The sequence below is a fragment of the Sphingomonas oligophenolica genome (genome assembly GCF_039522915.1).
Lineage (GTDB): Bacteria > Pseudomonadota > Alphaproteobacteria > Sphingomonadales > Sphingomonadaceae > Sphingomonas > Sphingomonas oligophenolica.
Genome location: NZ_BAAAEH010000023.1, coordinates 67,390 through 92,450 on the forward strand (window position 1 = coordinate 67,390; position 25,061 = coordinate 92,450).

A 25,061-nucleotide genomic window follows, 5' to 3' on the forward strand; every position below is an offset into this window, starting at 1 on the left:
GGAGAATATATCATGGCAGACCTGAACGCGCTGGTTGACCAGCTGAGCGCCCTGACCGTCCTCGAGGCGGCCGACCTTTCCAAGCTGCTCGAAGAGAAGTGGGGCGTTTCCGCCGCCGCTGCCGTCGCCGTTGCCGGCCCGGCCGCTGGTGGTGGCGCCGCTGCCCCGGCTGCTGAAGAGCAGACCGAGTTCGACGTGATCCTCACCGGCGACGGTGGCAAGAAGATCAACGTCATCAAGGAAGTGCGTGCGATCACGCAGCTCGGCCTGACCGAAGCCAAGACGCTCGTCGAGTCGGCTCCCAAGGCCGTCAAGGAAGGCGTCTCGAAGGACGAGGCCGAGAAGATCAAGAAGCAGCTCGAAGAAGCTGGCGCGACTGTCGAGATCAAGTGATTTCAGGCCCTTCGGGGCCTGGTCATTCGATCAAGTCATTCGAGACAAAGAGGGCGGTGCCGCGAGGCGCCGCCCTTTCTCTTTGCCCGCCGGAGATCGTCTCCGCACGAGAAATGCCGTGATCTATTCGTCCGCGAATAACCGGCCCGGTCCCGATGCGGGCAATGACGGCGTCAACGGAAGGCCGATCCCTCGCGCCAGGCAATAAGGCGTGACTTCGCCGGAAGCCGAACCGGCCGGATCCGGCGATGTCGTTTGCGTCACTTCGCTCCTGCCGAACGGATCTTCTTCGCCCTGCCGAAGCAGATAGCCGGAATGAGCGAGAAGGCGGCACCGCGAGGTGCCGCCCCTCTCTTTTATATAGGCAAACGTATCTTCACAGGCCCCGCCCGGGACTCCTTTTCATTGGCCCGAAGCGCCGAATTACGGTAATTGATTCATCGCGAACGGTTTCTGCTGCGAGAAGCGGCGCTCTACGTTTGTCTGTATCGGGGTCGCGTTTTTCACTGATCGGGATTGCTTCAACGGGGAGGACGTAGGTCCATGACTAGATTGATCAAGATGCTGGGCATTGCCGTGAGCGCATTGCTCTTCAGCCTGTGCTTCGCTGCACCGGCCAGCGCGCAGGCGACTCGCACCTGGATTTCAGGTGTCGGCGATGATGCGAATCCCTGCAGCCGCACAGCGCCGTGCAAGACATGGGCGGGCGCAATCTCCAAGACAGCGGCTGGCGGCGAGATCGACTGCCTCGATCCGGGCGGGTTCGGTTCGGTCACCATCACCAAATCGATCACGCTCGATTGCGCCGAGGGCGAAGGCGGTTCGGCCGGCGGCATCCTGAATTCCGGGGTTCCGGGCGTGATCATCAACGATCCGAACGGGGGAACGGCGCCCACCATCAAGGTATATCTCCGCAACCTCAACATCGATGGCGCCGGCGTCACGGTCGGCACCTATGCGGTGCGCTTCCTCAGCGGGAAATCGCTGACGATGCAGAATGTCCTCATCAACAACCAGGGCACCGGCGGCGTTCCTGCCGTCAGCTTCGAGCCAAGCACGGCGAGCGTCGGCGCGAAGCTGGTGATGAAGGATGTCTTTATCTCCAACACGCTGGGCAACGGAGTCCAGCTCACCTCCTCCGGGGCCGTCGCCATCGGCGCCATCCTGGACAATGTGACGATTTCCGACACGAATGTCGGCCTCGAAGTCAATGACGGCGCCACCGCTACCGTGATCCACAGCAATATTTCGTATAATTATGGGCGCGGTATCGAAGCCAACTCGGTTGGCGGGACGATTGGCGAGACAGTCAACGTCGATGGCGCGACCATCGCCGGCAATACCAATATCGGCATTGCCGCTCTGGTGGGCGCGACCGTCCGGGTTTCCAATTCGGGCATCTATGCCAATGGCCAGGGCTTGAAGACATCGGGCGGCGGTACGATCCAGTCGTTCACCAACAACCGGCTCGGCCCGGATGCCGGCAATCCCGGCCTCCCGACGACGTCGGTGGTTCAGAAATAACCCAAGCGGGACCTGCCGGGGCGTCATCGCCCCGGCAGGACCGTCTCTATTGGGATCGGGCGCCGCGCCTTGGGTCCGGCCTGTCGCCGAGGTCTGGTCAATTCAACTATAGCGAAGATCATGCGAGTGAGCAGACGGACGGCCCGTCGCCGCGCTCTTTGACATGACCGGTTTTTCCAGCTGGCGGCGCTGCCATTCCAACAGGCCCGCTGTTTCCCGCTGTTCCTCGCTGTTCCTCCCGCTGATATCGTCGCTGTTCCCCCGCTGTTATTTCGCTGTTATTCGATAACAGCGGGATTGCCGATAAACTACTGATAATAATCAGGAAAATCGAACGCAAAATCCAACATAACAGCGGCGGAAAAATAATTTCCGCAAGAACAGCGCAGAACAGCGGAAAATCCCGGATCCAGGTCGGAACCCGGCGTCAGCGCCGCGCCGAGACCGTATAGGGAATCCGGCTGATGTCGTCGCGCATCCGGGAAGCGCCATCGAGGCGGAATGGCGCCAGCTTGGCTCCCTCGCCGCGATCGATCCCGATGACGTACGAGGTCGCGGTCTGCCCCGATCCACCTTCCCATTCATAGAGGAGGTTGATCGCAAGCACCGGCACGAACAACGCCCTGCCCTCGACCGTCATCACGCTCAGCGTTTCCTTCGGCATCATCGCCATGCCGCCAAGAGTTGCCGTCTCGCCCGGCGGCAGATCGAACGGGGCGGTCGCCGGCTTCTCGATCGGGCCGGCGAACAGGGCCCGGAGGATCGCATCCTGTTCAGCACCGGCACTCAATATCCGGACATCGGCCTTGACCGCGCGCGCTGTCGTCTCGCCGGAGTTGGCCACTGAAATCTCATACTCGACTGCGGCACTCAGCAGGTTGGTGCCGGCGCGCTTGGGCTTGAACTCGACGTCGAGCGTCGCCCGTGCCGACGCCATGGCCGTCGGCGACAGGAAAGACGGCGGTGGCGGTGGCGGTGATGATGCGGGTGGCGGTGACGGCGGTGGCGGTGACGGCGGTGGCGATGATACGGGTGGCGGTGGCGGTGGCGGTGGTGACGGTTCGGATGCGGTCGGCACCACCTGCGGCCAATCCCCTGCCAGAAGATCGAATGTGGCATGCGCCCGCCGCTCGGGCTCGCCTTCGTCGAGTACCTCCTCGCGTCGCCGCAGATAGAGGAAGGTCAGCCATCCCAGCAGGAACAATGTCGCGGCCCCACCGGCGATCGCCGCGATCGCCTGCCAGCCGGTCAGGCGGTACCCGTGATCCATTTCGGGCTCGGGGGTCGCGGCCGGAGCGGGCGGCAGCGGCTCGATCGGCGGCGGTTCCGCTGCCGGCGGCAGCGGCTCGGTGGCGGGCGCCTCGGTCGGCACTGGGGTCGGTGTAACGACGGGCGTTGAGCTCGGCACCGCCCTGGGCTGGGCAAGGGGGGGCGGCACTGACTGGGTCGGGGCCGCCCTCGGCGTCGCAGTCGGGCGCGAAACCGCGGGGGTTCTGGTTGGTGCCGGGGTTGGGCTCGGCGTCGGCGTCGGCACCGTGCGAACAACCGGCGGCGGCAGGGTCGGGCGCGTCGGCTGCGTACCGGGGCCGGGCGGCAAACTGAAATGCTCGAGTCCCGGAATCAGGGTCGGCGCCGGGGCCGGTGTCTGGCTGTTTTGGGCCCAGGCGGCCGTGGTCGCGATGCCGAGCATCAGGACCGAACAGGCCCGCATGCGGCGAGCGGTAAGCTTTGTGATCATCCCCACAGGAGGCCCTTTAGCGCGACATTTCTGAACGCGATACGACAAGGATGAGCGGTAAGGCGAGCCGGTCCGCCGACGCGACCGGGCCCGCCCTCCTGGTGGAGGGCGGGCCCGGCGTTCACGTCAGAGTTCAGGCGTGTTCGGGAACGCCGTAGAGACGCGCCTCGACCTCGTCATGCATCCCGCGAGCACCAAGCGAGATGGGCGACATGGCTGGAGTCCCCTCCTCACTCACGCCGATGGTGAACGATGCCGATGTGCGTCCCTCGCTACCGTCCGCCAGCGTATAGCGGGCATCAGCGACGACGACGGGCAGGATGGCGCCATTGGTCGACTCGATGAGGTCCGCTTTGGGTAGCGCGAGCGTGGCGTCGATACGCGTCCCTTCGCCCGGCTCGATCGTGATCGGCGGCACGCCGTCGGCGCCGCGATCGATCAGCATCTGGTCCATCTCGGCGCTGGTCCCGGGCTCTGCGGCAAACATGAAGGTCGAGATGCGAACATCCTTCGCCTTGACCGACCCGGCATTGCCGACGGTCAGTTCGAATTCGACCAGCGCCTCGTCGGCACTGACACCGGCACGGACGGGGCGAAGCGCGAATTCGAGCCATGGCCGGTCGGCAACGGGCGCGTCGCCGGCGGTCAGTCCAGCCACTTCCTCGGCTTCGGGCGTTGCCAGGGCCGCGTCTTCATTGGCAAGGGGTGCCGGCGCGTCGCTGGCGGCGGCAAGCGGCGCGGTACGCAGGAACTGCGGCGCCGCGGCCGGCGCGAAAGCCGGTCCCTCGGCGGCGAGGGGCGCCGGCGGCGCGACATAAGCGTCGGCGACCACTGGCTCTTCATAGACTCGCTGGTCATGATACTCTTCGTCCACAAGCGGGCGGCGACGGCGCATCATGAACAGGCCGATCGCGCCGAGCACGACGAGCAGGCCGACGAGCCACGGCCATAACGGCGCGCTTTCGGTCGTCGTCGTGGCTTCAGTGGTCGCGGCAGGCGCCGGCGCTGGCGCGGCGGCTTCGACAGGAGCCGGGGTCACCGGCGCCGGGGTCACTTCGGCAGGCGCGGGTGTGACGGCGGCCGGGGCCGGCGCGACCTCTGCCGGGACGGGTGTCCGGGTCGCACGAACGGGGCGCGCCGCTGCGTGAGCGGTCCGGACGGTGCGTGCCGGCGCCCGGGCGGCGGGGCTTTCGTCGACAGGTGTCACCGAGGGCGCGGCCGCCGACGGCGCGGCCGTGATCGTCTCCGGCGGGAGGGTCGGCACCACCGGCGGCGGCGCTACCGTCTGCGTCGCTGGCGGTGGCGCGGCGGTCGGCACCTCCTGCGCAAGGCCCGGCGCTGCAAGCAGCAGGGTGGCTGGGATGAGCGCGGCGAACGCGCGGCGATTTGGGGTGCGATTGCTTTTCATAACGGGGACTCAATGAAGGGAACCCGCAATCGGACCCGCGTCGCGCTCGGAATCGGGCCGAGGCGTTGCGGCGCGTCGATAAAGCGAAATGTTTCGGACGAATTGACAGGCTCCGACACGCTCCCTATATCGCCTTCCTCACCACAGCTTTCGGGAAATGACGTGCCGTCGCGCAGCATGTCGATCGTATTGGAGGATGTGGTTTCAAAGACGCTCGAAGCTGCCATTTTCCGCTGAGGAGGATGCGCGGCTTTTTGCGTCTTTATGCGTGCCCGCCCGGTGGATTCCGGGCATGATTTCTGGCTGATAGGGCAATAAACTCCATGGCGACCAAGGCAATCGAGGGCGGCACTGCCAAGCGCCGCATCCGCAAGGTGTTCGGCAATATCCACGAAGTGGTGCAGATGCCGAACCTGATCGAGGTTCAGCGCGAATCCTACGAACAGTTCCTGCGGTCGGATCCCTCGATCGGCTATGTGTCCGGCCTGGAAAAGACGCTGCGCTCGGTCTTCCCGATCCGCGATTTCGCCGGCACCGCCGAGCTCGACTTCGTGAACTACGAGCTCGAGCCCCCCAAGTTCGACACTGACGAGTGCCGCCAGCGCGGCATCACCTATGCCGCGCCGATGCGCGTCACGCTGCGCCTGATCGTGTTCGAGGTCGATGCCGATACCGAGGCCCGGTCGGTCCTCGATATCAAGGAGCAGGACGTTTACATGGGCGACATGCCGCTCATGACGCAGAACGGCACCTTCATCATCAACGGCACCGAGCGCGTGATCGTCTCGCAGATGCACCGTTCGCCGGGCGTCCTGTTCGATCATGACCGCGGCAAGACCCATGCCTCGGGCAAGTATCTCTTCGCCGCCCGTGTCATTCCGTATCGCGGTTCGTGGCTCGATTTCGAGTTCGACGCCAAGGACATCGTCAACGTCCGTATCGACCGCAAGCGCAAGCTGCCGGTCACGGCATTGCTCTATGCGCTCGGCCTGACCTCGGAAGAGATCCTCAACTATTTCTACAACCGCGTGACCTTCGTCCGCGGCCAGGGCGGCTGGATCATTCCGTTCCAGCCCGAGAACTGGCGCGGCCAGAAGCCGATGTTCGACATCATCGATGCGAAGACCGGCGAAGTCGTATTCCCGTCGGGCCAGAAGATTTCCCCCCGCGCCGCCAACAAGGCAGCCAAGGACGGCCTGGTCGACCTGCTGATCCCGACCGAGGAAATCTTCGGCCGCTATTCGGCCTATGACCTGATCAACGAAGCCACCGGCGAGATCTATATCGAGGCCGGCGACGAAGTGTCGGGCGAGAATCTCGAACTGCTCGACAAGGCCGGCATCGACCGGATCGAGCTGCTCGACATCGATCATGTCGCGACCGGCCCGTGGATCCGCAACACGCTCAAGGCCGACAAGGCCGAGGAGCGCGAGCAGGCACTGTCCGACATCTACCGCGTGATGCGCCCCGGCGAGCCGCCGACGCTCGAGACGGCTGAGTCGCTGTTCAGCGGCCTGTTCTTCGATCCCGACCGCTACGACCTGTCGGCCGTCGGCCGCGTCAAGCTCAACATGCGCCTCGATCTCGACGTCGAGGACACCGTCACCACGCTCCGCACCGAGGATATCCTTGCGGTGGTGAAGACGCTTGTCGACCTGAAGGACGGCAAGGGCGAAATCGACGACATCGACAATCTCGGCAACCGCCGCGTGCGGTCGGTCGGCGAGCTGCTCGAGAACCAGTACCGCGTCGGCCTGCTCCGCATGGAACGCGCCGTGAAGGAGCGCATGTCCTCGGTCGATGTGTCGACCGTGATGCCGAACGACCTGATCAACGCCAAGCCAGCGGTCGCCGCGGTCCGCGAATTCTTCGGGTCCTCGCAGCTCTCGCAGTTCATGGATCAGACCAACCCGCTCTCCGAAGTGACGCACAAGCGTCGCGTGTCGGCGCTCGGGCCGGGCGGTCTCACCCGGGAGCGCGCCGGCTTCGAAGTCCGCGACGTTCATCCGACCCATTATGGCCGCATCTGCCCGATCGAGACGCCGGAAGGCCCGAACATCGGCCTGATCAACTCGCTCGCCAGCTTCAGCCGCGTCAACAAATACGGCTTCATCGAGACACCCTACCGCAAGGTCGTCGACCACAAGGTCACCGACGACGTCGTCTATCTGTCGGCGATGGAAGAGGCCAAGCACACGATCGCTCAGGCCAACGCCGAGCTCGACGAGACCAAGGGCTTCGTCGAGGATCTGGTATCGTCGCGTCAGGCAGGTGAATTCCTGATGGCGATCCCTGACAACATCACGCTGATGGACGTCAGCCCCAAGCAGCTCGTCTCGGTCGCGGCATCGCTCATTCCGTTCCTGGAAAACGATGACGCCAACCGCGCGCTGATGGGCTCGAACATGCAGCGCCAGGCAGTGCCGCTGGTGCGCGCCGAGGCGCCGTTCGTCGGCACCGGCATGGAAGAGACCGTTGCGCGCGATTCGGGCGCCGCGATCTCGGCCAAGCGCTCGGGCATCGTCGACCAGGTCGACGCGGCGCGTATCGTGGTCCGCGCCACGGGCGAGGTCGAGGCCGGCCAGTCGGGCGTCGACATCTACACGCTGATGAAGTTCCAGCGCTCCAACCAGAACACCTGCATCAACCAGCGTCCGCTGGTGAAGGTGGGCGAAGTGGTCAGCGCCGGCGACATCATCGCCGACGGCCCGTCGACCGAGTTCGGCGAGCTGGCGCTTGGCCGCAACGCGCTCGTCGCGTTCATGCCCTGGAACGGCTACAATTATGAGGATTCGATCCTCATCTCCGAGCGCATCGTGAAGGACGACGTCTTCACCTCGATCCATATCGAGGAATTCGAAGTCATGGCGCGCGACACCAAGCTCGGGCCGGAAGACATCACCCGCGACATTCCGAACGTCGGCGAGGAAGCGCTCCGCAACCTCGACGAGGCTGGCATCGTCTATATCGGCGCCGAGGTTGAGCCGGGCGACATTCTGGCCGGCAAGATCACCCCCAAGGGTGAATCGCCGATGACGCCTGAGGAAAAGCTCCTTCGCGCCATCTTCGGCGAGAAGGCGTCGGACGTGCGCGATACCTCGCTCCGCCTGCCGCCGGGCGTTGCCGGCACCGTCGTCGAAGTCCGGGTGTTCAACCGCCACGGCATCGACAAGGACGAGCGCGCGATGGCCATCGAGCGCGAGGAGATCGAGCGCCTGAAGAAGGACTCGGACGACGAACGCTCGATCGTGAACCGCGCCACCTGGTCGCGGCTTCGCGAGATGCTGCTCGGCCAGACCGCAACCGCGGCACCCAAGGGCCTGAAGAAGGGCGTCGTCATCGACACCGACCTTCTCGACAGCGTCGACCGCCATGAGTGGTGGAAGTTCGCCGTCGCCGACGACAAGGTCCAGAGCGACCTCGAAGCGGTCAAGACCCAGTATGACGATGCGGTGAAGCTGATCACCGACAAGTTCCACGATCGTCGCGAGAAGCTTGAGCGGGGCGACGAGCTCCCGCCGGGCGTGCTCAAGATGGTCAAGGTCTTCGTCGCGGTGAAGCGCAAGCTGCAGCCGGGCGACAAGATGGCTGGCCGTCACGGCAACAAGGGCGTCATCAGCCGCATCCTTCCGGCCGAGGACATGCCGTTCCTCGCCGACGGGACGCCGGTCGATCTCGTGCTCAACCCGCTGGGCGTGCCGTCGCGCATGAACGTCGGTCAGATCTTCGAGACTCATCTCGGCTGGGCCGCGCGCGGCCTTGGCGGCCAGATCGCCCAGGCGCTCGAGGATTGGCGCGAAGCCAATCCGGACGCCAAGCCTGGCCAGATGCCCGAAGTGGTCCGCGATCGCCTGAAGACGGTGTATGGCGAGCAATATCATGCCGAGATCGAAGCCCGGACGGCGGAGGAGATCATCGATCTCGCCGAGAATCTGAAGGGCGGCGTGCCGATGGCGACGCCGGTGTTCGATGGCGCCCGTGAGGCTGACGTTTCGGCGATGCTCACGCTCGCCGGGCTCGACACCTCGGGGCAGTCGGACCTGTTCGACGGCCGGACCGGCGACCAGTTCGATCGCAAGGTGACGGTTGGGTATATCTATATGCTCAAGCTTCACCATCTCGTGGACGACAAGATCCACGCGCGCTCGATCGGGCCGTACAGCCTCGTCACCCAGCAGCCGCTGGGCGGCAAGGCCCAGTTCGGCGGGCAGCGCTTCGGCGAAATGGAGGTCTGGGCGCTCCAGGCCTACGGCGCCGCCTACACGCTGCAGGAAATGCTGACGGTGAAGTCCGACGACGTGGTCGGCCGCACCAAGGTCTATGAGGCGATCGTCAAGGGTGACGACACCTTCGAGGCCGGCATCCCCGAGAGCTTCAACGTGCTGGTCAAGGAAATGCGGTCGCTGGGCCTGAACGTCGAGCTGAAGAGCGTCGAGCAGTTCGACTCGGACGGCGTCGCGATCGCGGCGGAATGATGGATCGGGCGCTGCTTTCGGGCAGCGCCCCCTCCCCCGCACGCACAGAATTTTTCCCTGGAGGGAATTGAGACATGAACGAACTGACCAACTTCGCCAATCCGGTCGCCAAGACCGAGACTTTCGACCAGATCCAGATCGGTATCGCGTCGCCTGACCGCATCCGCTCGTGGAGCTTCGGCGAGATCAAGAAGCCGGAAACCATCAACTACCGCACGTTCAAGCCCGAGCGTGACGGCCTGTTCTGCGCGCGCATCTTCGGTCCGATCAAGGATTACGAGTGCCTGTGCGGCAAGTACAAGCGCATGAAGTACAAGGGCATTGTCTGCGAGAAGTGCGGCGTCGAGGTCACCGTCTCGAAGGTCCGCCGCGAGCGGATGGGCCATATCGAGCTCGCCGCGCCGGTCGCGCATATCTGGTTCCTGAAGTCGCTGCCGTCGCGCATCGGCCTGCTGCTCGACATGCAGCTCAAGCAGCTCGAGCGCGTGCTGTACTTCGAGGCGTATATCGTCATCGAGCCGGGTCTCACCCCGCTCGAGAAGTATCAGCTCCTCACCGAGGACGAGCTGCTCGACGCGCAGGATGAATATGGCGAGGACGCGTTCTCGGCCGGCATCGGCGCCGAAGCGGTCCGCATCATGCTCGAGAGCCTCGATCTCGAGGGCGAGCGCAAGGACCTGCTCGAAGAGCTCGCGGTCACCAAGTCCGAGCTGAAGCCGAAGAAGATCATCAAGCGGCTGAAGGTCGTCGAGAGCTTCATCGATTCGGGCAACCGCCCGGAATGGATGATCCTCGAGGTCGTACCGGTCATCCCGCCCGAGCTGCGCCCGCTGGTGCCGCTGGACGGCGGCCGCTTCGCGACGTCGGATCTCAACGATCTGTATCGCCGCGTGATCAATCGCAACAACCGCCTGAAGCGGCTGATGGAGCTGCGCGCGCCGGACATCATCGTCCGCAACGAAAAGCGCATGCTGCAGGAAGCCGTCGACGCCCTGTTCGATAACGGCCGCCGCGGCCGCACGATCACCGGCGCCAACAAGCGTCCGCTGAAGTCGCTGTCCGACATGCTCAAGGGCAAGCAGGGCCGCTTCCGCCAGAATCTGCTCGGCAAGCGCGTCGACTATTCGGGCCGTTCGGTCATCGTGACCGGTCCCGAGCTCAAGCTGCATCAGTGCGGCCTGCCGAAGAAGATGGCGCTCGAGCTGTTCAAGCCGTTCATCTACGCCCGCCTTGACGCCAAGGGTCTCTCCATGACCCTGAAGCAGGCCAAGAAGTGGGTCGAGAAGGAGCGCAAGGAAGTCTGGGACATTCTCGACGAAGTCATTCGCGAGCACCCGGTCATGCTCAACCGCGCGCCGACGCTTCACCGTCTCGGCATCCAGGCATTCGAGCCCGTGCTGATCGAGGGCAAGGCGATCCAGCTTCACCCGCTGGTCTGCTCGGCCTTCAACGCCGACTTCGACGGTGACCAGATGGCCGTTCACGTCCCGCTGAGCCTCGAGGCCCAGCTCGAAGCGCGCGTGCTGATGATGTCGACCAACAACATCCTCTCGCCCGCCAACGGCAAGCCGATCATCGTGCCGTCCCAGGACATGGTGCTCGGTCTCTATTACCTCTCGATGATGAAGGAGGATGAGCCCGGCCAGGGCATGATGATCTCCGACATGTCCGAGGTCCATCAGGCGATCGAGGCGGGTGCGGTGACGCTCCACACCAAGATCATCAGCCGTGTTCCGCAGACCGACGAGAAGGGCGAGCAGTACCTCAAGCGCTATGAGACCACCCCGGGCCGCATGCTGCTCGGCGAGTGTCTCCCGAAGAGCTCGAAGGTGCCGTTCGACACCGTCAACCGCCTCCTCACCAAGAAGGATGTGGGCGACGTGATCGACGAGGTCTATCGCCACACCGGCCAGAAGGAGACCGTGCTGTTCGCTGACGCGATCATGGCGCTCGGCTTCAAGCACGCGTTCAAGGCAGGCATCTCGTTCGGCAAGGACGACATGATCATTCCGGACGCCAAGGTTCCGCTGGTCGATGAGACCCGCGCCCTGGTGAAGGACTTCGAGCAGCAATATCAGGACGGCCTGATCACGCAGCAGGAGAAGTACAACAAGGTGATCGACGCCTGGAGCCGTTGCGGCGACCAGGTCGCGAACGCCATGATGGACGAGATCAAGTCGGTGAAGAAGCTGCCGAACGGCCGCGAAGCCCCGATCAACTCGATCTACATGATGGCGCACTCGGGTGCCCGCGGTTCGCAGGCGCAGATCAAGCAGCTTGCCGGTATGCGCGGCCTCATGGCCAAGCCGTCGGGCGAGATCATCGAAACGCCGATCATCTCGAACTTCAAGGAAGGCCTGACCGTCCTTGAATATTTCAACTCCACCCACGGCGCCCGCAAGGGCCTCGCGGATACGGCGTTGAAGACCGCCAACTCCGGCTACCTCACCCGCCGTCTGGTCGATGTGTCGCAGGATTGCGTCATCATCGAGAATGATTGCGGCACCGAGCGTGCGCTCGAGATGCGCGCGATCGTTCAGGGCGGCTCGACCATCGCATCGCTCGGCGAGCGTATCCTGGGCCGCACCACGGCCGAGGACATCATCGATCCGAAGACCAACGAGGTCGTCATCCCATCGGGCACCCTGCTCGACGAGCCGATGATCACGAAGATCGAAGCGCTCGGCACCCAGTCGTGCAAGATCCGCAGCCCGCTGGTCTGCGAGACGAAGATCGGTGTCTGCGGCAAGTGCTACGGCCGCGATCTGGCCCGCGGCACGCCGGTGAACATCGGTGAGGCTGTCGGCGTCATCGCCGCTCAGTCGATCGGCGAGCCTGGCACCCAGCTGACGATGCGGACCTTCCACATCGGCGGCGCGGCGCAGCTCAACGAGCAGTCGAACCTCGAGGCGGTTGCCGACGGGACGATGGAGTATCGCGATCTTCGCATCATCATGGATCAGCGCGGCCGCCGCGTCGTGCTGAGCCGGTCGGGCGAGCTCGCGATCGTCGACATGGACGGGCGCGAGCGGGCGGTGCACCGCATCCCCTATGGTGCCTATGTCCTGTTCGACGACGGCCATATCGTCACCAAGGGCGACCGCATGGCGGAATGGGATCCGTTCACCATGCCGGTGATCACCGAGAATCCCGGCATCGTGAAATATGTCGACCTGATCGAGGGCAAGACGCTCACCGAGCAGGCCGATGAAGCGACCGGCATCTCGCAGCGCGTCGTCGTCGAATATCGTGCCGCGACCAAGTCGAAGGAGGATCTGCGTCCGCGCCTGACCCTGCTCGACTCGGGCTCGGGCGAAGCCGGCCGCTACATGCTCGCACCGGGTGCAACGCTCTCGGTCGAGGACGGCGCGCAGGTTTCGGGCGGCGACGTGCTCGCTCGTGTCTCCCGCGAGGCTGCCAAGACCCGCGACATCACCGGCGGTCTGCCGCGGGTGGCCGAGCTGTTCGAGGCACGCAAGCCGAAGGAGAATGCGATCATCGCGAAGGTCTCGGGCCGTGTCGTGTTCGGCAAGGACTATAAGGCCAAGCGCAAGATCGGCATTCAGCCCGAGGATGGCGGCGAGGTCGTCGAGTATCTGGTGCCGAAGTCGAAGGTGATCGACGTCCAGGAAGGCGATTACGTCAAGCGCGGCGACAATCTGATCGGCGGCTCGCCCGATCCGCACGACATTCTCGAGGTGCTCGGCATCGAGCCGCTCGCTGAATATCTCGTGTCGGAAATCCAGGAAGTCTATCGGCTCCAGGGCGTGAAGATCAACGACAAGCACATCGAGGTGATCGTTCGCCAGATGCTGCAGAAGGTCGAGATCACTGACGGCGGCGACACCACGCTGCTGGCCGGCGAGCAGGTCGATCGCGACGAGATGGACGACATCAACTCGAAGCTCGACAAGAAGCAGGCCCGTGCACAGGGCAAGCCTGTCCTGCTCGGCATCACCAAGGCGTCGCTGCAGACCCGCAGCTTCATCTCGGCGGCGTCGTTCCAGGAGACCACCCGCGTCCTCACCGAGGCGGCGGTCCAGGGCAAGCAGGACCAGCTGATCGGCCTCAAGGAGAACGTCATTGTCGGCCGGCTGATCCCGGCAGGCACCGGCGCCGGCATGAACCGCCTCCGGGTCGCAGCGTCCAGCCGCGACGCGGCGCTCCGGGTCCAGCAGCGGCGGCTCGCCGAGGTGGCGCTCGTCGCTCCGAATTCGGCCGCCGAAGAACGGGCAGCTGAACTGACCCGCGACGTTCGCGACGACACGGGCAGCGACGCGCTCGCGACCGTCACCCCGTCGGGCCACGGCACCGACGAGGATGCCGGCGAGTATCTGAACAGCTGATCCAGCCGTTCAGTACCGACATGAAAAGGCCGCCGTCCGGATATCCGGACGGCGGCTTTTTACTGGCCATCACGCACTGAAAAGCCCTGCCCGACACGGCGGACAGGGCCTTCGAGAATTGACGATGGCGCTTACTTCACGTCGAAACTGATGCCCTTGTCGGCCCATTGCTTGCGGGTCAGGCACCCCCGGAATCGCCCCCGGTGATCAGCGCCTTGCGCCCCGAGAGCCGCCCCGATCCCTTGTAGCTCTCCTCGCCATGATCGGGCCGGGGCTTCATCTCGCGGGCGAGCCCAGGCCAGGGCTGGGTCTGACGTTCGAAGGGCGGCTTGGGGAAGCCCCTGGTCGGATCCTTCAGCACTGCGTCGCCCATCATCGCCTCCTGCCTGAGTGGAGACGCAATAACCCGCGGCGGCGCGTCCGGGTCCTTACATCGCCACGATCCGCGTGCCGATCCGCTCCGCTTCCGCTGCATCATGGGTGACCATCAGGATCGGCAGTTTGCGGATGTCGCGGATATATTCGATGGTCTGAATCACCTCTTCGCGCCGCGCCCGGTCGAGCGACGAGAGGGGCTCGTCGAGCAGCAGGAATCGCGGGTTGCTGAGCAGCGCCCGGCCGATCGCCACCCGCCGCGCCTCGCCGCCCGAGAGGGTGCGCGGCCAGCGATCGAGGAGATGATCGATCCCGAGAAAGGCAATCGCCTCGCCGGGAATTGAGTCTTCATTCGCGCCATAGAGCAGATTGGCACGCACCCGCAGATGGGGAAATAGCCGCGGCTCCTGAAAGACATATCCCGCCCGGCGGCGTTCGGGCGCCACATCGACACCCGTCGCCGCGTCGAACAGCGTATCGCCGTCGATCCGCACATGGCCGGTGTCGGGCGTCAGCAGGCCGGCGACCATGTTGAGGATGCTTGTCTTGCCGATCCCGGATGGCCCGAACAGGACCGTCGCGCCGCCACCGCCGGCAAAGGCAACGGCGATCTCCGCGTCGCCGAGGCGCTTCGTGAGCGTCACGTCAAAGGACATGCAGCCCCCGCCCTGCGCGTCTGGCGAGCAATTCGGACGCAAGCAGCGCCGCCAGCGACAGCGCGACCGAGATTGCCGACAATCGCCACACCATCGCATCGCCGTTCGGCTGCTGGAGCGCCGAATAGATCGCCAGCGGCAGGGTCTGGGTCTGGCCGGGCACGTTGGAGACGAAGGTGATGGTTGCGCCGAACTCGCCGATCGAGCGCGCGAAACCGAGCACGGCGCCGGCCAGCACGCCGGGCACACTGAGCGGCAGCGTGATGGTCCAGAATACCCGCGCCGGCCCAGCGCCGAGGGTGCGCGCCGCGCCTTCGAGCCGCCGGTCGACCGCCTCGATCGATAGCCGCATCGCGCGTACCATCAGTGGCAGCGCCATCACCCCCGCCGCGATCGCGGCGCCCGTCCAGCGAAACAGCACCGAGACCCCGAACCAGCCCATCAGCCATCCCCCGATCAGCCCGCGCGGCGCGAAAGCGAGGAGCAGGAGCCACCCGGTCACCACTGGCGGAACGACCAGCGGAAGGTGAATGACGGCGTCGAGCAGCAACTTGCCCGGAAAGGCAGCACGCGCGAGGATCCAGGCAAGCGCGAAGGCGATCGGCAAGGTTACCAGCATCGCGACGGTGCCGACCTTCAACGACAGGAGGACGATGGTCCATTCGTCAGGGGTGAGCACAGGGGTAATCCATGTTCACCGCGCCAGAAACCCGAACCGCACGAAGATCGCCTTGCCTTCGCGCGACACGAGAAAGCGCCGGAACGCCTCAGCTTCCGGATTGGTCGAGGCCTTGAGCAGCGCGATGGGGTAGGCGATCGGAGGATGGCTCGCCGCAGGGAACACGCCCGCGATCCGCACCCGCGTCGACGCGATGGCGTCCGTCGCATAGACGATGCCGAACGGCGCAGCGCCGCGCTCGACCAGCGCCAGCGCTGCCCGGACATTCTCCGCGCGAACGACGTGGGGCGACATCGCATCCCAGACGCCAAGCTTCAGCAGCGCGGCCTTGCCATATTTTCCCGCCGGCACGCTTTCGGTATCCGCCATGGCCAGCGGGCCGGCGCCCAATAGCCGCGCGAGCGGACCCGGCTTCAGCGGAATCCGTGCTTTGCTCCCGGCGGGCGCGATCACCACCAGCCGGTTGCCGAGGAAAGTGACCCGGCTGACGGGGACGATCAGCCCCTTTGCCGCCAGCGCGTCCATCCACTCCTCATCGGCCGAGACGAACAGGTCGGCCCCCGCGCCCCCCTCGACCTGTCGCGCGAGCGCTGACGACGCCGCGAACGAGATCACCGGGCGCGGGTGGCCTTTCCTCGACCAGGCATCGGCAGCGGCGGTCATCGATTCCTGGAGACTGGCGGCGGCAAGCACCAGCGGTGGTTGCGCAGGCGCTGCCCGGACAGGGCCTGCAAACACCGCCAGCAACAGCACCAGCGCGCGGATGATCAGTCTCATTGATTCAAGCCCTCAGGTAAATGGCAAGCGACCGCGCTAGACGCTCACTCGTCCCGTCCGCGCAAGCTTGCCCCAGCCGACGCGCGGTCCGCGCAGCGCCTGGGCGATCGCCTTCAGCACGACATAATACATCACCTGGCGATAGCCGATGCGCTGCGGGATGAGCAGCCAGAGCAGGCGCCAATTCTCGCGGCGTTCGAGCGCGAAGGCGACGACCGCCGCGAGCAGATCAATCGCGGTGAAAACAAGCCAATAGACCAGCATCTTCTCGACATCATGCTGAGTCTGCGCCCAGCCATGCGCCTCGACAGCGATCCAGGTCATGACGAAGCTCACGATCAGCGCCAGATCGATGATCGGCGAGATGGCCGCAAGCAGGATCTGGAAGACGATCGCCTGCGGAAGCCCGACCCGTGCCAGGCCGGGAGGCTTTCCAGTCGCCATTACCGCACGGTGCTTCCACAGGCATTGGAGCGTGCCATATGCCCAGCGGAAACGCTGCTTGGCGAGGCCGCTGAAGCTTTCGGGAGATTCAGTCCAGGCGACTGCATATTGATCATAATGGACTCGCCATCCAGCGCGCTGGATCGCGATCGTCAGGTCCTGATCCTCGGCCAGGGTGTCGTCGGGATAGCCGCCCACACTCTCGATCGCCGCGAGCCGCCAGGCGCCCACCGCGCCGGGCACCACGGTCATCGCGTTCAGCCGCGCCAGCGCGCGGCGTTCGAGATTCTGCGCGGTGATATATTCGAGCGCCTGCCATCTGGTGACGAGGTTGACCCGGTTGCCGACCTTGGCGTTGCCCGCCACCGCGCCCAGCGCCGGGTCAGCGAACCAGCGCGCCAGCCGCGCGATCGTCACCGGCTCGAACTGGGTATCGGCATCGAGCGCGACGACGATCTCGCCGGTCGCGAGCTTCAGCCCCTCGTTGAGCGCGCGCGCCTTGCCGCCATTTTCGAGCGTCAACAGCCGCACCCGCGGCTCGTCGGCGAAGGCTTCGCGAACAAGCTCGCTGGTTCGATCGCTCGAGCCGTCGTCGATGACGATCACCTCGATCCGCACATCGACGCTCGCCAGCACACCGTGCACGGCCCGGACGATCACCGTTTCCTCGTTGAACGCTGGGATCATCACCGTCACGAAGCGCGTCGGGTCGATCGGCGGGAAGACGGTCTTCCCTTCGCGCCGGGCCTGGATCAGTGCCAGCGCCGAGAGCGTGACGGCCCGGGCGATGCCGATGGTGATGGCAAACAGGAAGATCCAGCCCAGCGCGGTGACGATCGCGCCGAGCGTGCCGAAAATGAAGAGGTCGGCGCGGGCTACCGCCTGATCGCTCGCTGAGATGACCGGCATCGCAACATCGCGGGAAATGCCGGCGAGAGTCGACACCGGGACGAACTGATAGCCTTTGGCACGCAGTTGATCGATGATCTGAGGCAGCGCCTCGACTGTCTCGGCGCGGTTGCCGCCGGCATCGTGGAGCAGGACGATATTGCCGCTGCGGTCCGGGTTCGAGGCGAGCACGCCGGCGATCGTCTGGTCGACGATCTCCTGCACGCCGGGCCGCTTCCAGTCGCCGGGATCGACATGCAGGCCGACCGAAATATAACCGCGATTCTGCGCCTGCAGCGCCGGCTCGATTTCGTCGGCGGTGGTCGGCTCGGCATCTCCGAAATAGGGCGCGCGGAACAGGCGAAGCGAGCGGCCCGTGAACGCCTGGAACAGGCGCTGCGTTGTGTTGAGCTGGAATGCAGTCTCGGCATCCGACGCGCCGGCGAGATTGGGATGGGTGTAGGTGTGGCTGCCGACCTCGTGCCCCTCGCGCACCATGCGTTCGAGCAGTGGCCGCTGGGTCAGTGCATTCTCGCCGACGATGAAGAAGGTCGCGGGTACCCGCTCGCGCTTGAGGATATCGAGGATGCGCGGAGTCCAGGTCGGATCGGGACCATCGTCGAAAGTCAGCGCGACCAGCCCCGGCTTGTAGCCGGTCCGCGCGACGACATAGGGTGACGGCAGCCGCGTGAAATCGACCGAGACGATCGAGCCGTCGCGGCCGGTAATGGCCTTTCGCACGCCGGCGACGGGCACCGAGGCGATCTTCAATATCTCTCCGCCACGCTCGATATCGACGTCGGTGCCCTGCGGAATCGAATTGATTGCGGACGGATCGGGCAAGGTCCGATGCGAGCGGCCGAAGATGGTCCACAGGCCCGGATCCTCCGAGCCGAGCCGCCATAACGCAACACCGCTGATCCCGGAGCGGGCGAGGAACTTCATCTGGTTATAGGCTGAGGCGGCATCGAGCATCCAGACATCGTGCCGGCTCGTGCCCTCCTCATAGGCGAAACTGCTATTGCCGCTCACCCGGTCGAACACCGGTACAGCGCTCGATTCCCGCGCCGCTTGCCAGGCTTCGTCGATCGCGAGCGGTTCGCCGGTCTTGTCGTGCCAGTCATAGCCGTAATTGCCGATCGCAACGACGATCTTGTTGCGCGGCACGCCGCGGGCGGCATAGGCGACCGCCTGCTCGAACCATTGCTGCGAGGCGATCGGGCCGGGCGGGCCACCCAGCTCATGCTCGTCATAGGCCATCAGGAAGACGCGATCGACGATCGCGGCGAAGGCCTTCACGTCCCATCCCGAATCCCCGCCCACCGGTACGGCGATCGCAACTACCCAGCCATGCCGGCCGAATCGCGCCTTCGCTTCACGCAGGAAGGTCCGATAATCGGCCTGGGCGGCGGGCGGCAGTTCCTCGAAATCGAAAAAGACCCCGCCGGCCGCATTGGCGGCGAGCCACGGCTCGAGCCGGTCGAGCAATTTCCGCCGGAGCGCGGGGGAATGGAGCAACGCCGCCATGCCCGGTGCATCCCAATCGCCGTTGATGACATTCGAGACCATCGGCAAGAGCAGCGGCCGGTGCGGCGCCTGGTTGATGGCCGCCCTGCCTGCCGGATCCTTGAAGATGGTATAAGTGTGATTGGGGCCGGTGATCGAAATCCAGCCCGGAATCAGCCAGTCGAGCTCGCCGATGTTGCGCCTGAGCGAGCCGGCGCTGGATTCGTCCCATGGAACATGAAAGCCGATCGCGAGCGGCGCATCCTCATGCACGCCGCGCGGGCTGCTCCCGGTCAGCAGCCGCGCGGTGCGCAGGATTTCGCGCCGGGTCTGCTTGAGGAACGGCTCATGGGGCGGCGGCAATCTGGTGAGCGCTGGATGCTCTGAATCGACCGGAAGCAACGGCGGCCGCGGCACAGCGCCGATCGAGACCACGAGCGCGATCGCAGAGAGCAGCACGAGGAGGATGAACGCCCCGACCGCAAAGCCGAATCGACGCCGCCTTCTGCCGGACGCGTCGTAGAAAATCGGAGCTAGGCTCATGCGGGTTTCGATATCCTTGGAGACAGTTGGAACGACGCTATCATAGGCCCGGCGTGGCCGCACTAGCACGGATGCATGACAAATCTGTCATCGAGCGACGCCTCGTACAAGAGGACGGCGCCTCGGCACCGGGCTGAAAATCCACACTATTCGCGATGGGAATGAAGAAGATATCGGACAAGCAGCACTGGGCAAGGAGTTCAGCATTTCCTCGGACAAAAGTGAATCGTCCCCGTTCCGGAGCGGCGAACCGCACCGGACAAGCCTGGCCACCGAGCGTCAGGGATCAGCGGGATGATCTTTCCGCCCGATCATGCGTAGTGCGTAACGATGCTCGCCGCCCGTATCCGTGATTTCCTGACCGAGGAACGCTGGGACTTCGCGCCCCATGAGCGGGCGGTGATCCCTGGCTCACCTGCCTCACCCGAGCATTCGAATGGCTTGCGGCTCGCTTATGGCGCGATTTCGGTGCTGGTCGGGCTGACCGGCGGGCTCGGCACTGCGATGATCTCGGTCAACACCACGACCCTGCAAGGCGCCCTCGGGCTTGATCCGGCCGAGATCGCGTGGCTGCCGACCGTCTATGTGATGACCAATGTCTCGATCAATCTGCTGCTGATCAAGTTCCGCCAGCAATATGGGCTGCGGCCCTTCGCGATGATCTTTCTCGGCCTCTATGTGCTGCTGACCTTCGCTCATCTGTTCGTCCGCGATTTCGGGACGGCGATCCTGGTGCGCGCGGCGAGCGGCATGGCCGGGGCGGCGCTTTCCTCGCTCGGGCTCTATTACATGATGCAGGCGCTGCCGGCGAAATGGCGGCTGAAGGCGATCGTGATCGGGATCGGCATCCCGCAATGCGCGACGCCACTTGCGCGGCTGTTCTCGCCCGACCTGCTGGCGATGTCGCAATGGCGCGCGCTCTATCTGTTCGAGCTAGGCCTTGCCTTGCTGTCGCTCGCGGCGGTGAGCCTGCTCCGGCTGCCACCGGCCGAGCGCAAGCCGGCGTTCGAGCCGCTCGATTTCGTGACCTTCACCTTGTTCGCCATTGGCGTCGCGCTGGTCGCCGCCGTGCTCGGCCAGGGGCGGATCGTCTGGTGGAACGAGGCGCCGTGGATCGGCTGGGCGCTGATTGCAGCGATCCCGATGCTCGCCGCCGCATTGGCGATCGAACATGGCCGCGCGAACCCGCTGCTCAACACGCGCTGGCTGGGAAGTGCCGACATCCTGCGCTTCACGGTCGTGACGGTCATGGCGCGGATCGTGCTCTCCGAGCAGACCTATGGCGCGATCGGGCTGCTGACCGCGCTCGGGCAGAACAACGACCAGCTCGGCACCCTGTTCGCGATCATCTTCCTCGCCACGGTCGCCGGCGTGATCGCCAGCGCGGCGACGCTCAATGTCGAAAAGCTGGCGCACCCGATCATGCTCGCGGTCGGGCTGGTGGCGGTCGCCGCCTTTGTCGACAGCCAGTCGACCAGCCTGACCCGCGCGCCGCAGCTTTACGTCACCCAGGCAGTGATCGCCTTTGCCGGCACCTTCTTCCTCGGGCCATCACTGCTGTTCGGAATGACGCGCGCGCTGAAGGAGGGCAGCGGGCATATCATCAGCTTCATCGCGCTGTTCGGGATCGTCAACGGGATCGGCGGGCTTGGCGGCGCGGCGTTGCTCGGCACGTACCAGACCTATGCCGAGAAGGCCCACAGCGCGGCAATCGTCCAGTCGATCGACCCGACCGACCCGATCGTGACCGCGCGGCTGGCGGCGGGGTCAGCCGGCGTCGGCCGGGTAGTCGGCGATCCGACGTTGCGCAGTGCAGAGGGTGGCGCCCTGCTGTCGCAGACAGCGACGCGTGAAGCCAATGTACTCGCCTATGACGATACCTTCCGGCTCGTTGCCCTGCTGGCAGCGCTGACCACCGCGTATCTCGGCTTCCTGCTGATCCGCCGCTCCCTCCGCGCACGCCGCGCGGCCCGTATCGAGGCACTGTCATGACCGACACCCGCATCCCGCCGGCCGCTCCGGTCGATCCCGTCCCGGTTACCGAGGAGCGAGCGGCAGAGGAACTGGGCGCGCCCATCGGCACGGGCTGGCGACCGCCACGAGCTTCACGCAATACGGTGGTCGTGATCGCGGTCGTCGCGCTGCTCGGGGTGATCGCGGTGCTGGCGGCATGGCGGTTGCCGCCCTTCGCCAATGCCTATCAGTCGACCGACAATGCCTATGTCCGTGGGCGAACCACCGTGATCAGCCCGCAGGTGAGCGGCTATGTGACTCAGGTGCTGGTGCGCGATTTCGACACGGTCGTCATGGGCCAGCCTCTGGTGAAGATCGATGACCGCATCTATCGCCAGCGGATCGAACAGGCGGGCGCGGCGGTTTCGGCGCAGCAGGCGACTCTCGCCAATGCAGACCAGGCGGCGCGGTCGCGCGCAGCGAGCCTTCAGGCGCAGGATGCCGCGGTCGCGAACGCCGATGCTCAGTTGCTGCGCGCGCAGGCCGATATGAACCGGGTCAATGATCTCGTGACCGACGGATCGGTCTCGTTGCGCGAGCGCGACCAGACGCTGGCTGCGCTGCGCCAGGCCCAGGCCGGCGTATTGCAGGCGAAGGCGGCGCGCGAGATTGCGCGGCAGGACATCCGCACCGTCGAGGTCGGGCGCGGCGGGCAGCAGGCCGGCCTCTCCGGCGCCGAGGCGGCGCGCCAGCTGGCGCAGATCGACCTGGACAACACGGTGATCCGCGCGCCTGAGCCCGGCCGGCTGAGCGAGGTCGGGGTGCGGGTCGGGCAATATGTCACCGCCGGATCGCAACTGATGTTCCTGGTGCCGCCCGACACCTGGGTGATCGCCAATTTCAAGGAAGCGCAGACCGCGCGCATGGCGGTGGGGCAGCCGGCGAGCTTCACCGTCGACGGGCTGGCCAATGCGCGGCTGACCGGGCGGGTCGAGCGGCTGTCGCCGGCGGCGGGATCCGAATTCGCCGTGCTCAAGTCCGACAATGCGACGGGCAATTTCACCAAGGTGCCGCAGCGGATCGCCGTGCGAATCCGGATCGATCCGGGGCAGCCGCTGGCACTCCGGCTGCGGCCGGGCATGTCGGTGCAGGCCCAGGTGGATACGTCAAGCGGGCCGAGGGTGCGATGAGGATGGGGTTCGGAGCCTTCTTCCCCTCTCTCGCCGGGAGAGGCGCGGGCTGCACCGCAGCGCCGAGGGAGGGCGACCGATTCACCCTCGCCCGTCCGCCGCTTCGCGGCTCCTTCCCTCTCCCGCTGGAAGAGGGAGATATGCGCCCGCCTTCCAACTCTGGATCCGGAAGGATGGCCACAAGGGCAATAACGCTGACTCTCCTCCTCTCGGCCTGCCTCGGCCCTCGACCCGCACCGCCCGCTACGACCGCAATCGCACCGCCGCCGGCATGGCGCATCGCGCTTGGCCCCACCCAGCCGATCCGCGCGGATTGGTGGTCAGCATTCGGCGACCCGGTGCTGCCCGGGCTGGTCGAGCGTGCGCTCGCCAACAACCCCGATCTCGGCGCAGCCGCCGCGCGTGTCGAGGAAGCGCGGGCAAGCGAGCGCACGGCGCGTGCCGCGCTTGCGCCGCAGGTGAACGCGGGGCTGCCGGCGGCGGATGCGCGAGCACTCAATGCGTTCGGAATCCCCACCACCAATGTGACCGCGCAACCAGCCGCGACCGTCAGCTATGATCTCGACCTGTTCGGACGACTCCGCGCGGCGGACGCGGCCACGCGGGCGCAGCTGTTGGCGAGCGAAGGCGCGAGAGACGCAGTGCGGCTCGGCATCGCGAGCAGCGTTGCCAGCGGCTATATCACGTTGCGCGCGCTCGATGCGCGACTTCAGGTCGCCCGCGACACGCTGGCCTCGCGCGCCGAAGCGCTCAGGATCGCGCGGCGCCGCGCCGAAACCGGCTACACCTCCAACCTCGAACTCCATCAGGCCGAGGGCGAATATCGCGCAACCGAGCAGCTCGTGCCTCAGGCGGAACTCGCGATCAGCCGCCAGGAGAATGCGCTGAGCCTCTTGCTCGGCGATAATCCCGGACCGATCGCGCGCGGCCTGCCACTCGAAGCGCTGGCGCCGCCGACCATTCCCGATGGCCTTCCGGCCGACCTGCTTCGTCGCAGGCCCGATCTGTATCAGGCCGAGCAGACGCTTGTCGCAACCGACCGGACGCTCGACAGCGCCCGCGCGGCACTCCTGCCCAATGTCAGCCTGACCGGATCGGCCGGGCTGATCCTGACCACGGCGCTTGCCAACCCGGTGGGCGTGTTCTCGCTTGGCGGCAGCGTCCTCTCGCCGATATTCGATGGCGGGCGGCTGCGTGCGCAGGAGGATGTCGCCGCCGCGCGGCGCGACCAGGCTGCCTTTGCCTATCGCAAGGCGGCGCTCACCGCCTTTCGTGAGGTCGACGACAGCCTGGCCGGCGTCAAGCGATCGGCCGAGCAGGCGACCGCGATCGCCGCTCAGCGCGACGCGCTTGCCGCCGCACTCCACAACGCGGCCAACCGCTACAAGGCGGGCTATTCTTCCTATCTCGACCAGCTCGACACCCAGCGCGGGCTGCTGGCCGCCGAGCTTTCGCTCGTCCAGGTCAGGGCCGACCGATTGACCGCTTATGTAACGCTGTACCAGTCGTTCGGCGGCGGATGGACTGAAGCCGACGCGGCGGCAGTGCAGCGATAGAATTGAGCGGCGCACTGCCTTGACGTCTGTCGACGGCAGGACGTAGTCTACGCTCTGCCCTACAGGCCGTCCGGCTCCCGTCAGACGGCATCATGCGGGCCGCGCAAGCGGCGGCAAAGGAGCGATATGCTCGAGCTGAACGTCAATGGCGCCGCACATCAGGTCGATGTCCCAACCGACATGCCCTTGCTTTGGGTGCTGCGCGACGTGCTCGGGCTGACCGGCACCAAATTCGGCTGCGGAATCGCTCAGTGCGGCGCCTGCACCGTGCATGTCGACGGCGCGCCGCTCAGATCCTGCCAGCTGCCGGTCGGAACGCTCGGCAACCGCGCCGTCACCACGATCGAGGCGATCGGCGCGACGCCAGCCGGAGCGCGGATCCAGCGCGCCTGGCTCGACCATGAGGTCGTGCAGTGCGGCTATTGCCAGTCGGGTCAGATCATGTCGGCAACCGCATTGCTGGCCGCAACACCGGCGCCCGACGACGCCGATATCGATGCCGCCATGGCCGGCAATATCTGCCGCTGCGGCACTTATGTGCGTATCCGCGAGGCCATCAAGGCGGCAGCGGCGACACCCTGACCCGACACGTTCGCGACCCGTCCCTTCC

The 25,061-nt window shown here is 65.7% G+C and carries 15 protein-coding genes and 1 pseudogene; 8 read left to right on the top strand and 8 right to left on the bottom strand.

The annotated features are described in order from the left end of the window. The first annotated feature begins 12 nt into the window (after window positions 1–12). Window positions 13–393, top strand: coding sequence for a 50S ribosomal protein L7/L12 (gene rplL, locus ABD050_RS12605; protein WP_343889709.1), 381 nt, complete (start codon window positions 13–15; stop codon window positions 391–393). A gap of 543 nt (window positions 394–936) precedes the next feature. After that, entirely contained in the window at window positions 937–1,917 is a 981-nt protein-coding gene (locus ABD050_RS12610) for a right-handed parallel beta-helix repeat-containing protein (protein WP_343889710.1), read from the top strand. 427 nt (window positions 1,918–2,344) lie between these two features. Here the strand turns inward: ABD050_RS12610 and ABD050_RS12615 are convergent, their stop codons facing one another. The 3 genes from ABD050_RS12615 to ABD050_RS12625 all read right to left on the bottom strand — a co-directional run bounded on the left by ABD050_RS12615 (window position 2,345) and on the right by ABD050_RS12625 (window position 5,290). Further along, complete coding sequence (locus ABD050_RS12615; protein ID WP_343889711.1) at window positions 2,345–3,655, bottom strand: hypothetical protein; 1,311 nt, start codon at window positions 3,653–3,655, stop codon at window positions 2,345–2,347. Window positions 3,656–3,788: 133 nt separating this feature from the next. Continuing rightward, the gene (locus ABD050_RS12620) at window positions 3,789–5,063 is read right to left on the bottom strand and encodes a hypothetical protein (RefSeq protein WP_343889712.1); all 1,275 of its coding nucleotides are present in this window, start codon (window positions 5,061–5,063) and stop codon (window positions 3,789–3,791) included. Further along, window positions 5,060–5,290 carry a hypothetical protein gene (locus ABD050_RS12625; RefSeq protein WP_343889713.1) on the bottom strand — a complete coding sequence of 77 codons (231 nt, stop codon included), beginning with the start codon at window positions 5,288–5,290 and terminating at the stop codon, window positions 5,060–5,062. The genes ABD050_RS12620 and ABD050_RS12625 overlap by 4 nt, the downstream gene beginning before the upstream one ends. Window positions 5,291–5,386: 96 nt before the next feature. Here ABD050_RS12625 and rpoB point away from each other — a divergent pair, with 96 nt between their 5' ends. Beyond that, a complete protein-coding gene (gene rpoB / locus ABD050_RS12630) occupies window positions 5,387–9,538 on the top strand; it encodes a DNA-directed RNA polymerase subunit beta (protein ID WP_343889715.1) in 4,152 nt (1,383 codons plus the stop codon). Window positions 9,539–9,612: 74 nt separating this feature from the next. After that, the gene (rpoC, locus tag ABD050_RS12635; protein ID WP_343889716.1) at window positions 9,613–13,884 is read left to right on the top strand and encodes a DNA-directed RNA polymerase subunit beta'; all 4,272 of its coding nucleotides are present in this window, start codon (window positions 9,613–9,615) and stop codon (window positions 13,882–13,884) included. Between the two features lie 187 nt (window positions 13,885–14,071). Here the strand turns inward: rpoC and ABD050_RS12640 are convergent. From ABD050_RS12640 to ABD050_RS12660, 5 genes and pseudogenes are all read right to left on the bottom strand, one after another. Further along, window positions 14,072–14,260 (bottom strand): annotated as a pseudogene (locus tag ABD050_RS12640) (SDR family oxidoreductase); the annotation flags it as partial. A gap of 52 nt (window positions 14,261–14,312) precedes the next feature. Then, window positions 14,313–14,915, bottom strand: a complete 603-nt coding sequence (locus ABD050_RS12645; RefSeq protein WP_343889717.1) for an ATP-binding cassette domain-containing protein — start codon at window positions 14,913–14,915, stop codon at window positions 14,313–14,315. Further along, complete coding sequence (gene modB / locus ABD050_RS12650; RefSeq protein WP_343889718.1) at window positions 14,905–15,594, bottom strand: molybdate ABC transporter permease subunit; 690 nt, start codon at window positions 15,592–15,594, stop codon at window positions 14,905–14,907. Before modB ends, ABD050_RS12645 begins: the two co-directional genes overlap by 11 nt. 15 nt (window positions 15,595–15,609) lie before the next feature. Further along, window positions 15,610–16,371 carry a molybdate ABC transporter substrate-binding protein gene (gene modA / locus ABD050_RS12655; RefSeq protein ID WP_343889719.1) on the bottom strand — a complete coding sequence of 254 codons (762 nt, stop codon included), beginning with the start codon at window positions 16,369–16,371 and terminating at the stop codon, window positions 15,610–15,612. Window positions 16,372–16,407: 36 nt separating this feature from the next. Further along, the gene (locus tag ABD050_RS12660) at window positions 16,408–19,752 is read right to left on the bottom strand and encodes a trifunctional glycoside hydrolase family 18/polysaccharide deacetylase/glycosyltransferase family 2 protein (RefSeq protein WP_343889721.1); all 3,345 of its coding nucleotides are present in this window, start codon (window positions 19,750–19,752) and stop codon (window positions 16,408–16,410) included. Between the two features lie 330 nt (window positions 19,753–20,082). Between ABD050_RS12660 and ABD050_RS12665 the strand changes: the two genes are divergently transcribed. From ABD050_RS12665 to ABD050_RS12680, 4 genes are all read left to right on the top strand, one after another. Further along, on the top strand, window positions 20,083–21,744 hold the full coding sequence (locus tag ABD050_RS12665; RefSeq protein WP_343889722.1) for an MFS transporter: 1,662 nt from the start codon (window positions 20,083–20,085) through the stop codon (window positions 21,742–21,744). Further along, window positions 21,741–22,895 carry an HlyD family secretion protein gene (locus ABD050_RS12670; RefSeq protein ID WP_343889723.1) on the top strand — a complete coding sequence of 385 codons (1,155 nt, stop codon included), beginning with the start codon at window positions 21,741–21,743 and terminating at the stop codon, window positions 22,893–22,895. The genes ABD050_RS12665 and ABD050_RS12670 overlap by 4 nt, the downstream gene beginning before the upstream one ends. Before the next feature lie 173 nt (window positions 22,896–23,068). Then, a complete protein-coding gene (locus ABD050_RS12675; RefSeq protein WP_343889724.1) occupies window positions 23,069–24,451 on the top strand; it encodes an efflux transporter outer membrane subunit in 1,383 nt (460 codons plus the stop codon). Window positions 24,452–24,577: 126 nt separating this feature from the next. Continuing rightward, window positions 24,578–25,033, top strand: coding sequence for a (2Fe-2S)-binding protein (locus ABD050_RS12680; RefSeq protein WP_343889725.1), 456 nt, complete (start codon window positions 24,578–24,580; stop codon window positions 25,031–25,033). Window positions 25,034–25,061: the final 28 nt, after the last annotated feature.